This window comes from Streptococcus sp. S784/96/1 (assembly GCF_902729355.1).
Lineage (GTDB): Bacteria > Bacillota > Bacilli > Lactobacillales > Streptococcaceae > Streptococcus > Streptococcus caledonicus.
In genome coordinates this window covers 37023-53031 of record NZ_CACVCC010000005.1, presented here as the reverse complement: position 1 = coordinate 53031, position 16009 = coordinate 37023, and the positions used below count along the sequence as shown (strand labels likewise).

Annotated in this window: 16 protein-coding genes and 1 pseudogene; 4 read left to right on the top strand and 13 right to left on the bottom strand. The window is 37.5% G+C overall.

Annotated elements, in window-relative coordinates:
• Positions 1–231: 231 nt before the first annotated feature.
• The 10 genes and pseudogenes from GZ996_RS02745 to GZ996_RS02700 all read right to left on the bottom strand — a co-directional run bounded on the left by GZ996_RS02745 (position 232) and on the right by GZ996_RS02700 (position 6957).
• Positions 232–714, bottom strand: a pseudogene (locus GZ996_RS02745) (LURP-one-related/scramblase family protein).
• Positions 715–906: 192 nt separating this feature from the next.
• Positions 907–1872: a peptidyl-prolyl cis-trans isomerase gene (locus GZ996_RS02740; protein WP_156806091.1), complete on the bottom strand. Its 966-nt coding sequence runs from the start codon at positions 1870–1872 to the stop codon at positions 907–909.
• Positions 1873–2019: 147 nt separating this feature from the next.
• Entirely contained in the window at positions 2020–2724 is a 705-nt protein-coding gene (locus GZ996_RS02735; protein WP_161978655.1) for an O-methyltransferase, read from the bottom strand.
• 5 nt (positions 2725–2729) lie between these two features.
• Positions 2730–3350 carry an HAD-IA family hydrolase gene (locus tag GZ996_RS02730; protein WP_162011280.1) on the bottom strand — a complete coding sequence of 207 codons (621 nt, stop codon included), beginning with the start codon at positions 3348–3350 and terminating at the stop codon, positions 2730–2732.
• Between the two features lie 6 nt (positions 3351–3356).
• The gene (locus GZ996_RS02725) at positions 3357–3869 is read right to left on the bottom strand and encodes a GNAT family N-acetyltransferase (protein ID WP_161980501.1); all 513 of its coding nucleotides are present in this window, start codon (positions 3867–3869) and stop codon (positions 3357–3359) included.
• Entirely contained in the window at positions 3866–4255 is a 390-nt protein-coding gene (locus tag GZ996_RS02720; protein ID WP_238386383.1) for a GNAT family N-acetyltransferase, read from the bottom strand. Before GZ996_RS02720 ends, GZ996_RS02725 begins: the two co-directional genes overlap by 4 nt.
• A gap of 258 nt (positions 4256–4513) precedes the next feature.
• On the bottom strand, positions 4514–5155 hold the full coding sequence (locus GZ996_RS02715; protein ID WP_156806086.1) for an ABC transporter ATP-binding protein: 642 nt from the start codon (positions 5153–5155) through the stop codon (positions 4514–4516).
• Positions 5152–5763, bottom strand: a complete 612-nt coding sequence (locus GZ996_RS02710; protein WP_162011278.1) for a hypothetical protein — start codon at positions 5761–5763, stop codon at positions 5152–5154. The genes GZ996_RS02715 and GZ996_RS02710 overlap by 4 nt, the downstream gene beginning before the upstream one ends.
• Positions 5764–5800: 37 nt before the next feature.
• A complete protein-coding gene (locus GZ996_RS02705) occupies positions 5801–6592 on the bottom strand; it encodes a hypothetical protein (protein WP_156806085.1) in 792 nt (263 codons plus the stop codon).
• A gap of 23 nt (positions 6593–6615) precedes the next feature.
• Positions 6616–6957, bottom strand: coding sequence for a hypothetical protein (locus GZ996_RS02700; protein ID WP_156806148.1), 342 nt, complete (start codon positions 6955–6957; stop codon positions 6616–6618).
• A 369-nt stretch (positions 6958–7326) separates the two neighbouring features.
• Here GZ996_RS02700 and GZ996_RS02695 point away from each other — a divergent pair, with 369 nt between their 5' ends.
• Entirely contained in the window at positions 7327–8181 is an 855-nt protein-coding gene (locus GZ996_RS02695; protein ID WP_161978660.1) for a helix-turn-helix domain-containing protein, read from the top strand.
• A gap of 402 nt (positions 8182–8583) precedes the next feature.
• Here the strand turns inward: GZ996_RS02695 and GZ996_RS02690 are convergent, their stop codons facing one another.
• The 3 genes from GZ996_RS02690 to GZ996_RS02680 form a co-directional block, all read right to left on the bottom strand.
• On the bottom strand, positions 8584–9738 hold the full coding sequence (locus GZ996_RS02690; RefSeq protein ID WP_162011277.1) for a MalY/PatB family protein: 1155 nt from the start codon (positions 9736–9738) through the stop codon (positions 8584–8586).
• A gap of 9 nt (positions 9739–9747) precedes the next feature.
• Entirely contained in the window at positions 9748–10842 is a 1095-nt protein-coding gene (locus GZ996_RS02685; RefSeq protein ID WP_156806083.1) for a cystathionine gamma-synthase, read from the bottom strand.
• A 124-nt stretch (positions 10843–10966) separates the two neighbouring features.
• Entirely contained in the window at positions 10967–12619 is a 1653-nt protein-coding gene (locus GZ996_RS02680; RefSeq protein WP_162011276.1) for a putative polysaccharide biosynthesis protein, read from the bottom strand.
• A gap of 90 nt (positions 12620–12709) precedes the next feature.
• Between GZ996_RS02680 and GZ996_RS02675 the strand changes: the two genes are divergently transcribed.
• The 3 genes from GZ996_RS02675 (at position 12710) to GZ996_RS02665 (ending at position 15999) form a co-directional block, all read left to right on the top strand.
• On the top strand, positions 12710–14161 hold the full coding sequence (locus tag GZ996_RS02675) for a UDP-N-acetylmuramoyl-L-alanyl-D-glutamate--L-lysine ligase (protein WP_162011275.1): 1452 nt from the start codon (positions 12710–12712) through the stop codon (positions 14159–14161).
• Between the two features lie 102 nt (positions 14162–14263).
• Positions 14264–15061, top strand: coding sequence for an ABC transporter ATP-binding protein (locus GZ996_RS02670; protein ID WP_161980493.1), 798 nt, complete (start codon positions 14264–14266; stop codon positions 15059–15061).
• Positions 15058–15999 (top strand): iron-hydroxamate ABC transporter substrate-binding protein, encoded by a 942-nt coding sequence (locus GZ996_RS02665; RefSeq protein ID WP_156806079.1) that lies wholly within the window; start codon positions 15058–15060, stop codon positions 15997–15999. Before GZ996_RS02670 ends, GZ996_RS02665 begins: the two co-directional genes overlap by 4 nt.
• Positions 16000–16009 lie beyond the last annotated feature (10 nt).

Below are 16009 nucleotides of genomic sequence, written 5' to 3'. Positions count from 1 at the left end.
TTAGCTCGGGTTCAGTTAATTTCCCTAACTGAACTTTCCTTTCATAATTTTTTTATTTTGAAGAAATAGAAAACCTGACGAAGATGCTGACGTCTAGGAAGTGTTTGTCTTTTTGACACCGTCCGTAGCCTGAGTTCAATCTCTAAAAGTGTTTGAAATTGAAATCAATCGAATGTAGTAAAATGGTGCCACTAAAATAGTGGACAAGCTTCATTCAAGATTAGCAATAACCTAGTTCCGCCGATTTTCCATTTCCTTAACGTAATCAATGGCAATCACTAGTGAAATGACAAGGTCAGCATAGTCATCATCGTAAACCTCAATCTGGTAGGTCGATGTCATGCGGAACCATTCTTGAGAGATACGAGCAATGGATTGACCATTTTGAACCAATTCAAAATCCATATCCCAAAGATTACCTTGAACAGTTATTTCCAAGTTATCAATCTGATACCTTGGTTTGAAGAAGGTAAATTCCTTTCGTAGCGTGAAAAACTGACCACTTGTCAACTGAATATCAAAGCGTGGTAGCTATGTAAAAACTTGCTTTTCAATGTGACTAATCACTCGTCCTTGCATATCTGTAATCGTAAAGTTTTTTGGGATTTGGAGAAAACTTCCTTCAACCTGATAGGCAGTTATTCCCAAGTCATCTGAGATGGTGAACTTTCCTCCTAGTAACCACATTTTTTGTTTGATTTCAAAATGTTTCATAATGACCTCCCAAAAGAAAACAACAAAGTCAGCAAACGGAGGGCGATTTTACCGCGGTACCACCTCCATTCAATGACCTTGTCATCCTCATTTGTATTCGGTTATGGGACTTAGTAGCAAGATAAGATCATTTTAGTGACTCACAGCAACCGCCACCTTTCTGAAAAAATATTACCTTATCCATTCTAAATCTTATTTTTGAGTAGTAGCTTCTGATGTTTCTTGCTCACTAGATGTTGTGGTTTCAGAAACAGTTGTGGTTTCATTTGTCGCCGCATATTGTGACAAAACAGAAGAGAAGTTATTATCTTTGATTTTGACATTTGATTTTTCAAGTGCGGCTGCAATAATTTTATTTTGGAAAGTAACATCAGTTTTCTTTTCAGCCAAATAAGTCTCTTTCAAGCGATCTTTATATGTTTTCCAATCAGCATCTTTCTCAGTTTTAGCCGTTACTTTAACAATATAATAACTTGTCTTAAGAGTATTAGCATTTTCCACTGAAATTACTTCAGAGATTGCACCTTTTTCAAGAGTACCAGCAGCCTTAATAACTTCAGCTGGAATTTCTGTACTTACTGAATCAAACTTGTGTTCAATCGTTTTATCCAATGATTTTTCAGAAGCAATTTTGGCAAAGTCGGCTCCCTCAGCTCTAACTTCTGCTAAAACACCGTTAGCTTCATCTTGATTGTTCAATTGAATTAATTCTGCTGTCACCTCTGGTACATAGTCATTGTAGAGCTTTTGATATAACTCTTCTGTTAACTCTTTTTTAGCAGCTTGCTCTATCGCATAGTTCAATAACATTTGTACGCGAATTTGTTGTTTGTAAGTTTCTTCAGTCATCCCATTCATCAATAGGATTTGTTGGTATGATGAGCCATAAGCCTCAACTTCTTTGTTATAAGCCTCATCACTTTCTTTTTTAGTTACTTTATTACCATACTGTTCTTCCAAAACTTTATCCAAAATGAGAGTCACCATTGATCGTTGAGCTTCTTGGGTTGATTTGATTTGGTTAAAAAAGTCTGTAACAGTAATGTAGTCACCCTTCATTGTCACAAGCTTATCATCCGTGCTTGATTTACCAGCACACGCTGCCAAAGCAGTGATTGACATTAAGGTCACAAGACCTGTAGCGAATTTTTTCTTCATGTTTATAAAATACCATGAGCGTCAAACAGTTCAAATGCTATTTGACATCGGAAAATCAGAATCTTGCTCTGCTTTTTTCCAAAACACTCATTCTTTCTCTATAATTTCATTAACTTTTTTATTATATCATATTTTCTAAAAAATAACTTAATCAAGTCCAATATGCTCTGCATTTTTGCGTAACATCAATAGACCATCACTAAGTGGAATGAGACTAGCTGTTAAATCTGGGTGGTTCAATGTCTGTTCAAATAGACGATGTAAACCACGGTAAATGGTCCTTTGCCCACGACGAACTTCTTGAATCGGCTTTGCAATATCGCCCCCTTGGAAAATATCATCAAAAATGATGACGCCACCAACTTTCAGGCGCTTGAGAACTTCAGGCAGAAAGACAACGTATTTAGACTTTGCTGAATCCATGAATACAAAATCAAAGTCGTCATCAAGCGTTGCGAGCATGTCAACTGCATCTCCTTCAACTAAGGTAATTTGCTGACGCGTGTCATATTTTGCAAAATTTTCCTTTGCAAAGGCAATCATTTCTTCGTTGCGATCAATCGTGGTGATTTTAGCATCTGGGGCATATTCTGCCATCAAAAGAGCGGAAAAACCGATTGCTGTCCCAATTTCAAGGATATTTTTCGGTTGCAAGGTTTGCATAAGTAAACGAAAATAAGCAACAACTTCATGCTGAATAATCGGGATGTTTTCTTGACGAGCAAAGGCTTCTAGCTCAGCTAAATGACCTTCATTTTGTTTTTGCTTTGTCCGCATGTAATGGACAACATCCTCTTTTACAACTGGACGTCGCATATTGTGATTTGCATTTTTACTATAAGATTTAACCATGTGGTCTATTTTATCATAAAAAGGGCTAGTAAGTCACTGAGTTGCTTGATTTTTTGGTTCAAAGCTGACGCTGGTTCTCGTAAATTGATAGACTTGATACCAGCATTTATAGCAACTTCAGCATCTAAACGACGATCCCCAATGTAGTAGGTGTTGGCTTTATCTAACTGATATTTTTCCATCAAGTAGGTTACAGCTTCTGGATCTGGTTTACGCTTGAATCCATTGGCAGATGTGATAACCTCTGTAAAATAGGCATCTATTCCCAAATTTTTGAGCACTGCTCCTGTGGAGGCGCCTTTATGGGTATAGATAAAATGCTGAATTTCCATCTCAGCAGTCTGTTCTAGCACCGCTTTGGCCCCAGGCATGAGTGAAATCATATGGTCACGAGCTTCTTGCTCTTTATTAAAAAAGCTGAGCAATTCGTCAAAGGAAATATTATGCTCTTGAGACAAGTCTCTTAAGAGCTGACCGATTGACGTTTCAATGACATAGGACATCACAAAATCACGATTAAACGGAAAATCGTAAACCTGATACAACAGGGTTAAAACGTCTTCAATAGCTTCATACGATTCTACCAAAGTCCCATCAAAATCCCAAATAAAGGTCGTTTTTCCCATCCTATCTTATTCTCCTGTCTTCACCCAATACCTAGCATAACGATGACCATTATCCTCAACAAAACCATCCAGCCTCGCTTCAAAATGTTCAATCGTTTTTCTACTAGGGATATTGTCCTCACGCGCCGTAATGAGCACCTCTGTGATACCACGTCTGGCATATTCTTTTAGGGCGAAGGTTACTAGTTCTGCCATGATACCACGGCCACGAAAATCCGTCCTTGTCACGTAGCCAATATGACCACCAACGCGAGCTAAGTCACCTTTCAATTCCCAACGGCAACCAATACGTGCCACAATCTCGCCATTCAAAAAGTAATAAAAATTCGTTGAAGTCGCCCAGTCTGGATTACCAGTATCTACTTCATTTTGACGGCATTTTGCAAGAAAGGCTGAAAAATTTTCCACTTTTTTCGTTTCAACAAAATCATTCCCTGCTGCTTTTTCTGCTAATAAAATTTCTTGAAATTGACGAAAACTTTTCTCGTCAGTTTCTTCTAATCTTCTTATTTCAATCATAGCTCTACCTCATATCTAACTGATTTTAGCTGTCTCCCTTGAAAATCAATATCAAAAGTCCCTAATAGTCTTCCACCAGCTTTTTCAGCTATTTTACGACTAGCCACATTTTTCTCATCCATGGCAATATAAATACTAGAAATTCCTTTTTCACGATAGCGTTCAAGTCCATATTGAACTAGCTCAAAAGCCACACCTTGTTTCCTAAAAGCTGGGGCTACCATATAACCTAAATGCCCTAATTTTTGACAATCAGGATGCTCAATTTCCCAAAAACAAATCAGCATCCCAAGAATATCTCCCTTATCAAAGGCAAAATAACGAGTAAAAGTTGACCAAGATTGACCATCTTTTTTTATTCTCAGAGCTGTCACTATCTGCAACATAGTTTTCAAAATTAACAGTCTCCCACCATTCCACAAAAGGATTGATTTGCTTATCCCTCAACATGGCTTCTTCAAATCTCTGAAACGCATTTTTATCCTCTAGGCTAATCTTCCTTACTTCCATGGGAGTACCTCCAGCTTTTTCCACATTATAACAAAAAAATCACCAAATAGGCGATTTTCAATAAAGGAACATTTTAATTTGACTCTAATTGAATGTCTTGTGACACTTCTATGAAATATTCGGGGAGTGAGCAACTATTCTTTAACCACTTTAACCTCTCCCTCTTCTAATAAAAATATCTCATTACACAAGTCTGTGATATTTTCTGAAATATGCGAAGTCAAGATAACTAAACCTTTCTTTTTATCTCTATAAGACAAAATAACTTTCTTAGTTAACAAAACACTCTTCTCATCCAAAGCATTCATCGGTTCGTCTAGAAGAAGAACATCTGGTTTGTGTATAAATGCCTGAATTAGCCCCATTTTCTGCTGTGTCCCCAATGAAAGATGATTATATTTTATATTTTCAAAGTCATACAGATTATAATAATCAATCCAGTAATCAATATCATCATTCGTAATATTAGGTGAAAGAAATTTTAACAACTCCAGATTCTCTTTTAATGTAAGGTAAGATAAAAATTCCACCTTTTCAATAACAATTCCAGCATTTTGAATGTATTTTAAATTTTTACCATAACTAATCCCATTTTGAAATACATCCCCTCTATCAAGGCGGATAATCCCCGCTAAGAGCTTGAGTAAAACAGTCTTTCCAGAACCATTATCACCTTTTAAGCCATAAATATTTTGAGGTTCAAAACGTAAGTTTACGTTATTTAAAATACTCTGTTTATAATAGCACTTATACCCTTTTTTTATTTCTAACATCACATACCATCCTTTTCTAGATATTTTTCTAAGATACCACTCCCCAGTATCACTATGAGAACAGCACCTCCTAAACAACTTATCAGAGCACTAGAGATTATCAACTTTTGAAAAATTAGTAAAACAAAAAATAGTAAAAAAGCTATCGTTGAATTTTTACTGATTAGAGCAATCAAAGTTATAAAAATCAAATAAATCATCATTAACCTTCCTAGGAGAATGAAAAATTCAGTATTTTTAAAATAGAAATATAAAGGAAGCAATCCCACCAGCCAAACTATTAAATCTTGTAGATAAAATAAAGCAACCAACAATATCCGTTTTTGAGTAAAACATATGTAAGATTGTGATTTGTAAAGGATAAGTGCTCGATAAGAGTTTAACAATTCCCAGACAAACATTAAAGATGATAGACAACCAACTAAAAATATAGAGCTTGTGGTCAACATTTTCGAAATATCTAACTGACTTCTTCCAAACTCATCATAGGTAAGCAGAGAAAGTAATTCATTTTCAAAAAAAGTCCGAAAATCAATAATATGACTAAAATTCTCAGAGACTCTTTTTAACAACAGCCACGTTAATATGGAAAGAAGAGTCGCTCTTACCATTAAGACAATTATTTTTCGGAAGCAACTCTTAGTAAATTTAAATCTCATCTTCATATTTTTTTAAAATAGCATAGCCACACATATATAAGCAATAGGGTAAAAGCAGAGTTTGGATATCTAGATTCCCATAACTAGTTATCATAAAAGTCGTCATAGGAACTAAATAAAAAGGCATGAAATGATATAGAATTATGGATCCAAGCCAAATAAACATGAGGTAATCAATCGCAGATTTTATTGGATTTTGTAAAACATCTATTATTTTAAACAGAAATAAACTATTCACAAAAATAGCCACACAAACCAAAATGATTGAAAATATAAACAGAATTAAATCACTATTCAAGAAATAGCGTAAAACACTTGTTTCTGACAGCAAGTGCTCTTTACCAGATAATTGAAAAGTTCCTGCCTGCATGGTAATGATTACAACAATGCCAACAATTATTAGATACAGTAGAACTGGAAGACTTGCTAATTGCCAAGAAAGGTGCTTCCGAAATTTAAAATAACAATCGTTCTTGCCAATTGATAATTTTATAAATTTAGTTTTCAGAGTAACATAATTAAATCCCAGTAAAGAAATAATAATTGGCAGAAGAAAGGACTGATAAAATCCTACATTGAATAGTAAAACATTTATATCTAGATTAGAACGTAATAATTCATTTTTTATAGCTGTTCCGTCAAAATTAGCTAAATCAGGTGCATTGACGTCAAAAAATAAATAAGTAGTAATATAATCACGATAGACTAATAAGATAAAAACTAAACCTAGTAAGAAATATAAAAACTTATGTCTTACTAGGTTCAAAAAATTAATTTTCATAAAAGTACCGAACCTCTCAAGTATTAGTTTGGCGACCAACTTCCTGTTATAGCTGCTGCGCCATCCCACCAGTTCTGTCTTGCCATATCTGCAGCATAAACATATCCCGCTGTTGCCCAATTCCCATGTGTTGATCGAGTTCCACAGGTTGTCAATGATGTACCGCTACGATCTTCTCCATTCGAATTTACTAAACGATGCTTTACAGTCATTGGATAAAGATTAAGACTAGGATTTAAATTCATGATGTACTCAGCCCCTGCATTTTCTTTACTTATATAACCAGTCCTAACATAGGCAGTTGTAATTCTGAAATTGGAAAATTCTCCAATTCCATAGGCACTTGCTACATTTGTCCCTACCATTAACAACAATGCACCTGCACAAATATAAGTTTTCACATTTTTCATATTTAACACACCTTTCTTAAGATACTCTTAGTGATAACGGTAATAGTACTGTTATGAAAATTTTAATTAACATTTAGAATCTTAGCTCATGGGACTCACCTTTCTTTCTACATTATGTGATTAATCAGCTGTATTATGGAAACGGTGGCCACCAAGGAATCCCTATTTCTTCACCTAAAATGGCAAACAAAACTAGCAATAAAACGACAAATTGGAACTTTTTGTTTTTCATATCTGTTTTCCTTTTTGACTTTATGATACAATATGAAATATGATTTGCACAAAATGTAGCCTTTAGTAACATTTTTTAAAAAGGAGTTATTTATGCGCTGGGATTATGGTAAAGTTTATCAATATATTAGAAAATCAAAAGGATTAACCCAGGAAGAAGTCTGCCAAGATGTTTTTGCCCGTTCAACTTTAGCACGAATTGAAAGCGGAAAAGTTATTCCTCAGTTCGATACCATGATGTTTCTACTCCGACAAATCGACATGGGGTTAGATGAATTTGAATACATTTGTAACTACTACCAGCCCAATCAGCGTCAAACAATCATCAACCAACTCTCAAATTTATCTGGTATTTCTTTAACAAGCGACCTAGAAAAACTTGTATCGCTCTGCGATGAGTATCTCCAAAAGGAGCACGACACCCCCATTGAACGTATCTATAAAATACTAAAAGTAAATCTACTACTAGGAAAATCCCAAGATTTTTTTACTAATCCCCAACTGAATCAGATAACCCAAGATATTTGGAATGAGATTGAAAAGCAAGATGTCTGGTATTTTAACGACTTAAAACTGCTATCAACTATTCTTTATCATTTTAGCTTTGAGAATATTGAAATAAATACTCAAAAAATACTTGAAAATCTCAAAAAATATTCTGATTATAGAGAAACTAACTATTACCAATTTAGCATTCTGATGAATCTATCAACTATTTATTTAAGAAATTACCGTATTAAGGAAGCTAAAGCTATTGCTCTTTGGGCATTGGAAATTGCTCAAAAATTGAAACGATTTGATTGTTTAGGCTTCGCTCAGGTTCGTCTTGGCATTTGTCAAAAAGACGAGGAAATGATAAAAAAAGGAGTCGCTCTTTTGAAGTTGACCGAGGAAAATCACTTAGTCGCCAGTCTTGAAAATGAAATAGAGCAATATTATCAACCTTGATATGTTATAGTGTTTTAGCTTTAAAATAGTAAACTCGTTTAAGATAAATTGTCTCAGTCACAATGAATTCCCCTTCAACATATGGTTGTTTTATAATATCTTATTTCTGATATTTTCTGCAATCATTACGAGTAACGAAGTCGCCACAACTAGCACTTTCCGCAGTGGTGATAACACTAAAACTAATAAGTTTTAGTGTGAAGTGTTTGGCAAGACCTAGGCTTGCCAAGAAGGAATGGAACTCTGCAGGAGGTCGCTTCCGCCCCACACAACATTAGGAGAAGTGCTAACAAAAATACTAAATAAAAACTAATTGATTTTAAAAGAACTTCCAATTGAACAGTTCTTTTGTTGGATTTCGAAAGAGTCTGGGATAATAATCCCAGACTCTTTGATTTATCCTCACCCAAAAGTATTCACCAAACGTTCGCAGGCTTCTGCAATCAATGTTGTTGGTGCTGCTGCGTTTAAACGGAAATGATTTTTTCCTTCTCTACCAAAGGTCAGTCCATCGTTGAGTTGGAGTTTCGCCTTTTTGTCTAAGATTTCTGCCACTTCCTCATGAGAAAGTCCTGTTTCGGAGAAATCTAGCCACATCAAGTAGGTCCCTTCTGGTTTCATAACTTTAATTTTCGTTTGAGCTAAGGCATCACAAACCACGTTGACATTAGTCTCCAAGACTGTTTTTAGCTCATTCAACCAAGGCAATCCTTCTCGCAGAGCTACTTCGGTTGCCAATAATCCAAGACTTGACACCTCGTGCTGGTTATTGGCTAACTGACGTTTTTGGAAAAGCTTGCGCAGGTCTTCATTTTCAATGATGGCAAAGGAATTTTTCGTTCCCGCAATATTGAAGGTCTTTGTCGCAGAGCTTAGGATAATCGTAAACTCTTTAAAGTCAGGTGAAACCGTATTGAAAGAATGGTGCTGATGTCCAAAAAGTGTTAAATCTTGATGAATTTCATCAGATACTAAAATAACCCCATGTTTTTGGCAAATTTGCCCAACCCGCAGTAGTTCTCCTGCTGTCCAAACACGGCCTCCTGGATTATGAGGACTGCAAAAGACATATAGCTTGACGTCATTGTCAATAATGTGTTTTTCAAGCTGAACGAAATCCAGCTCAAAGTGCCCATCTTTCTCTACTAAGGAATTGTTGATTAACCGACGATTATTAAGGGTCACCGTGCGTGCAAAAGGAGGATAGACTGGCGTATTGATAAGAACTGCCTCATCTTCTTTGGTGAAAGCCTGAATAGCTACTGAGATAGCAGGAACGACCCCTTCGATGAGAACCACATCTTCTTTTGTAACCTTGTAACCATGCTGCGTTTCTTCCCAGTCTAAAATGGCTTGGTAAAGACTATCCTTTGGTCCATCGTAGCCATAGATTCCTTGCTTTGCAAATGCCTCCAGCGCAGCTGTCATTTCTGGAAAGGTGATAAAGTCCATATCCGCAATCCACAAGGGAATCAAGTCCTTATCAGCGGCAGCTTTTTGCCATTTATAAGCATTGGACAAGGTACGATCTGGAAATTCTGTAAAATGGTAAGTCATACGCGCCTCCTAACGATTCAATGCCTGCTCTAAGTCCGCAATCAAATCTTCGGCATCTTCAATCCCGATAGACAAACGAAGCAAATCATCGGTCAAGCCATAACTTGCTCGCACCTCTGCTGGAATATCGGCGTGCGTTTGGGTCGTTGGATAAGTGATTAAACTTTCAACACCGCCCAAGCTCTCTGCAAAGGTAAAAATCTCAAGGCTATTCAAAATCGTTGGAATCTTGCTGTCATCTACTACCTTGATTGAAATCATGCCACCTTTACCAGTGTAAAGAACTTCCTTAATAGCAGAATTCTGAGACAAGGCTGCCGCTAGTTTCTGAGCATTTTCGGTTGCTTTTTCCATGCGTAACTTCAAGGTCTTCAAACCACGCATGACCATATAACTATCAAACGGTGAAAGAACCGGCCCACCAGTATTAAGGTTATAATAGAGCTTATCATACATTCCCTTATCACTCGTTACCACAACACCAGCTAAAACATCATTGTGGCCTGCAATATATTTGGTCGCTGAATGCACCACAATATCAGCCCCTAATGGAATTGGGTTTTGGTAAATCGGACTGTAAAAGGTATTATCCACAATCACTTTAGCCCCATGTGCATGAGCTACCTTGGCAATTTTTGCAATATCAAATTCTACCATGAGAGGGTTGGTTGGCGTTTCAATATAGACAATGTCAGTCTCATCAGAAATCGCCGTAATCATTTCCTCATCGTTATTGGTGTAGGTGAATTGAAAACGCCCTTGAGCTTCTTGTTGATTGAACCAGCGGAAAGAGCCCCCGTATAAATCACGCGCAGCCACTACCTTGCTTCCTACTGGGAAGATTTCCATCGCCAAAACAACCGCACTCATACCAGAGCTTGTCGCAATCGCGTAATCTGCTTTTTCAATAGCAGCCAACGTTTCTTCCAAAGTCGCCCGTGTTGGATTTTTAGTTCTGGTGTAGTCAAAGCCAGTCGATTTTCCAAATTCAGGGTGCTGGTAAGTGGTTGAAAAATGAATTGGTGCCACTAAAGCTCCCGTTGCCTCATCTGAGTTGATACCCGAATGGGCTAAAATCGTATCAATTTTCAGTTTTTTCACCATAATATTATATCTCCTCATTTTATCTCCTATTCTCCATTTTACCATGAAAACAAGTCTCTAGCGTTAGTTTGTAAACAGATATAGATATAGTTTCAAACTATAGCAAAAAGAAGTTAGGGCACTCCTAACTTCTAGAGGCAATTTTCAATTTACGACGGAAGCTCTCCGCACGACCGTTACCAATCAATTTATCTGCTTGATTGGTTAACAATGCAAGATAACCATAGACGAGCACACCTATTCCTCCACCAACAATAAGATGAATCAGACTACTCACCTTACCAATGACAGGCAATACTCGCACCAAAGCTAATTCAACGCCACCAACAACAAGGGCCATAATAGCTGTCATAATTAAAATAAGAAGCGTATTTTTGACAAATCTTTTCCAATTAAAATGAATCATGTCATAAACCTTCTTAGACATTAGATAAGTCGATACGCATAGACCGATAATGGTTGTAAATAAGGGACCATAGGCACCGAACAGCCAGATAAAAGGCACTTGAAGAACAAGCTTCACAAGAAAACCATAAAGGAAATACAGCATGGCTTTACGCGTTTCAAATAAGGCCTGAATAACCGGTCCAAACAGAGCATAGAATCCCATGGCAAAAATCTGTAAAAGGTTAACAATGAAAAGCTGAATGGCCAACCCCTTAGGAGCTGGATAAAAGACCGTATAGAGAGGACGAGCTAGAATAATTGACCCAAACACGGCTGGCACCAAGAAAATCGTAAGCATCTGTAAATTATTCAAAATAAGACTCGCAGTCGCTTTCTTGTCCTTCTTAACAAAATTTTCCGTAATCAGCGGAATAGACACAGACCCCATCGAAACCGTCACCCCAATAATAATCATAATAATTTTATTAGGATTAGAATACATGTAAGCATACAAGGTTAAAAGGGTTTCTTTTGTCGTAGAGGTAAAAAGAGACATGGTGTTTATAAAGGTCATCTGATCAAGTAATTGATAGGTTTGAAAGGCTGTACCAACGACAATAAATGGAATAGCCTCCTTTGTGGTTTCAATCACTAAAGATAGGGTGTCTGTTTTTTCCTCGCTTTTTTTCGCCGTCAGAATCTTCATCAAAATTCCTTCACGATGAAGGCTGAAAATCAATACAGCAAGACTTCCTAACATTCCGATAAACGCCGCAAAGGTAGATTGAACAACAGCTACTTTATAATCACCTGAACCAAATGTCATGATATAGAAAGTCGTCAACAAAATCCAAATCACACGAAGAATCTGCTCCACCACTTGGCTTGTTGCATAAGGACGCAAATTATTAGTCCCTTGAAATACACCTCTTAGAACACTCATCACTGGGAAAAATAGCACCGCCCAAGACAAACTCCTCATAACGGGAATTAAATCAACCTCAGAGCCCGATAACTTAGCTAAAAGCGGAGCAGCAAAATACATCACTCCAGCAAAGAATGCTCCCATTAACAGCATGAGTTTAAGAAATTCTCTAACCAGATAGTAGCCCGTCTCTATTTTTCCAATCGCATTGTATTTGGCAATTTGTTTAGCAATCGCAACTGGAATCCCAACTGTGGAAATGGACAAAAAAATAGAGTAAATGTTATAGCCCATTCCCCATAAACCATTGGCAGCATCCGCATGAGGTCCTAACCACGCCATCCAAGGAATCACATAAACAACTCCAATCAAGCGACTAATAAAATTACCTGCTGTCAACCATGCCATCCCTCGAACCATTTTCGATTGCTGGTTGTCAACTTTTGATTGATGTGTTTCTGACATATCGTTCTCATTTCTGTACTTGTTTTGCTTCCTATTATAAACTTTTACCTGCTACTTGTAAATTATGAACATTAGGTCTAAAATAGAGGTATGATTACAATTGAACAAACTCTTACCATTCTCAAAGAAGACCATAACTTCCATGAAGTTAGCATTGATGGAACTTTTCATTACCACCTAACAGATTTAACCTTTGCAAAGGTTAGTTATGACAGTCGCGATGTTGATGCCTCAACCCTTTTCTTTGCTAAGGGCGCAGCATTTAAACGCGAATTTTTGGAACAAGCTGTGCTAAAAGGTTTAAAATGCTATATTTCTGAAATTGATTACGAAGTTGGTATTCCTGCTATCATTGTCTCTGATGTCAAAAAGGCTATGAGCCTTATCGGCATGGCATTCTATGATTATCCTCAAAATCAACTAAAACTCCTTGCTTTTACAGGAACAAAAGGAAAGACAACAGCAGCCTATTTTGCCTTTAATATTCTAAAGCAAAGCAACCAAACCGCCCTACTTTCTACTATGAATACCACTTTGGACAATGGTAAATCCTTCTTCAAATCTCAATTCTCAACACCTGAAAACCTTGACTTGTTTCGTATGATGCGACAAGCGGTTGATAACGGCATGACTCATCTTGTTATGGAAGTCTCTAGCCAAGCCTACCTAGTCGACCGTGTTTATGGACTGACATTCGATGTTGGTGTCTTTCTCAACATTAGTCCCGACCATATTGGTCCGATTGAACATCCTAACTTTGCCGATTACTTTTATCACAAGCGTCTCTTGATGGAAAATAGCAGAGCAGTTATCGTCAACAGTGACATGGATCACTTTGAGATTGTCAAAGAGCAAGTTGAAAACACTCCTCATGATTTCTATGGTTCTCACTCTGAAAATACCATTCTAGACAGTCAAGCCTTTAGCTTTAACCTTAATGGTCAATTATCTGGACACTACGATATTCAACTGATTGGTCATTTCAATCAAGAAAATGCTGTCGCTGCTGGACTAGCAAGCTTACGCTTGGGAGCTAGCTTAGAAGATATCCGAAGAGGAATTGCCACTACAACTGTTCCTGGACGTATGGAAGTTTTAACCCAGTCAAATGGGGCTAAGGTATTTGTTGATTACGCACATAATGGCGATAGTCTTGAAAAACTTCTTTCTGTCGTTGAAGAACACCAAAAAGGAACCCTTCACTTGATTCTCGGAGCGCCTGGTAATAAAGGAGAAAGTCGTCGTGCCGATTTTGGTCGGGTGATTAATAAACATCCTCATTTACAAGTGATTTTGACAGCTGACGACCCAAACATTGAAGACCCTATGGCTATTTCTCAAGAAATTGCTGAGCATATCAACCGCCCTGTCACGATTATTATTGACCGTGAAACTGCTATCAAAGAAGCTCTGCAATTGACACAAAACGGCACCGATGCTGTGATTGTCGCTGGAAAAGGAGCCGACGCTTATCAAATCGTAAACGGTGAAAAAACAGCTTACTTAGGTGATTTTGAGATCGCGAAACGCTATTTAGGGTAACTTATTTGAAACCATTCCAATCTACTTAAAAGCCTTTCTAAAGCTTTTTATTATGGTATAATAACTCTATCTCTGTTTTCAAAACCACCAGAAAGGAGTATTATGTCACATATTGAGGCAAAACAGATTTCTGTTTCCTACGACCAGCGCCCTATCATTGATCAACTGAATTTAGCATTGCCTAGTCAAGCGATTACAACAATCATTGGTAGCAATGGGTCTGGAAAATCGACACTCCTTAAGGCACTGACCCGTATTATTTCTACAAATACAGGACACATTTTTTTAGATGGTCAGTCAATCGTAAAACTGCCAACTAAAGAAGTCGCTAAAAAGATATCCCTCCTTCCCCAAGTGTTAGAAGCAACGCAAGGCATTACCGTCTATGAACTGGTCTCTTACGGCCGATTTCCTCATCAAAAATATCTGGGGACCCTCACGCCAGAAGACCGTGAAAAAATCTATTGGGCAATGGAAGTTACTGGAGTGATTAGCTATGCCAATGTAAAGGTGGATAGTTTGTCTGGTGGGCAACGTCAGCGTGTATGGATTGCTATGGCACTTGCTCAAGATACCGATACGATTTTTCTAGATGAGCCAACGACTTACCTAGACATGAATCATCAGTTGGAAGTCTTAGAATTGCTCAAAAAACTGAATCACGATAATCAAAAAACGATTATCATGGTCCTACATGATCTTAATTTGGCCTCTCGTTTCTCTGATCATTTGATTGCTATGAAAGATGGGACAATCAAACACCAGGGACCACCCGAAAAGGTGATGACAGCAGCTATTTTAGAAGAGATTTTTAACATTAAATCTCATATCGTTTCTGACCCAGACAGTCAGCGTCCTATTTTACTTACCTATCATCTATTAGAAAAGGAAATCCTATGAAAAAAACATTATCACTCTTACTTAGCCTCATGGCTATCTTTGTTCTTGTTGCTTGTTCAACATCATCTAAAGAAAAGGCTGAGCAGTCACAATCAAGTAGCTCTGCTATTTCTAAAATGCCTAACATCGAAGGTATCAGCTACCGTGGTGAGGTTCCTGAAAGTCCAAAACGTGTCGCAAGCATGGCGTCATCTTATACTGGTTATTTGCTCAAACTTGGTTTCAATATCGTAGCAGCAACAACCTATGATCAGAAAAACCCTGTCTTCTCTGATGCTATTAAATCTGCCGAAATCATGTTGCCGACGGACCTTGAGGCCCTAGCAGCTACCGAACCCGATGTGATTGTGGTAGGTTCAACCGAACAAAACCTAGATCAGCTTGAAAAAATTGCCCCACTTGTCGTTGTTGAATATGGCAAACATGACTATCTCCAAATGATGACTGATTTCGGTCAAATTTTTGGAAAAGAAGATGAGGCAAAAAAATGGTTAACATCTTGGGAGAAAAAAGTAAACGACGCCAAAAAGATTGTTCACGATGCCACTGGAAAAGATGCCACATTCACCGTTATGGGACTTTTTGAAAAACAATTTTACCTCTTTGGGAATAACTGGGGACGTGGCGGTGAGATTATCTATCAAGCCTTTGGCTATCAAGCTCCTGAATCTGTGGAAAAAGAAGTCTTTCCTACCGGTTACCTTGAAGTCTCACGTGAAGTTCTTCCAAACTACATTGGCGATTATGTGCTTGTAGCCGCTGAAAATGAAGAGACAGGGGCTAGCCTCTACGAAAGTGACCTTTGGAAAAATATCCCTGCAGTACAAAAAAATCATGTCATTAAGGTGGATGCTAATGTTTTCTACTTTACAGATCCTATTAGCCTTGAACATGAGCTAGAGGTGTTAACCGAAGCAATCTCAAAAATACAAAAATAATGCCTTCATT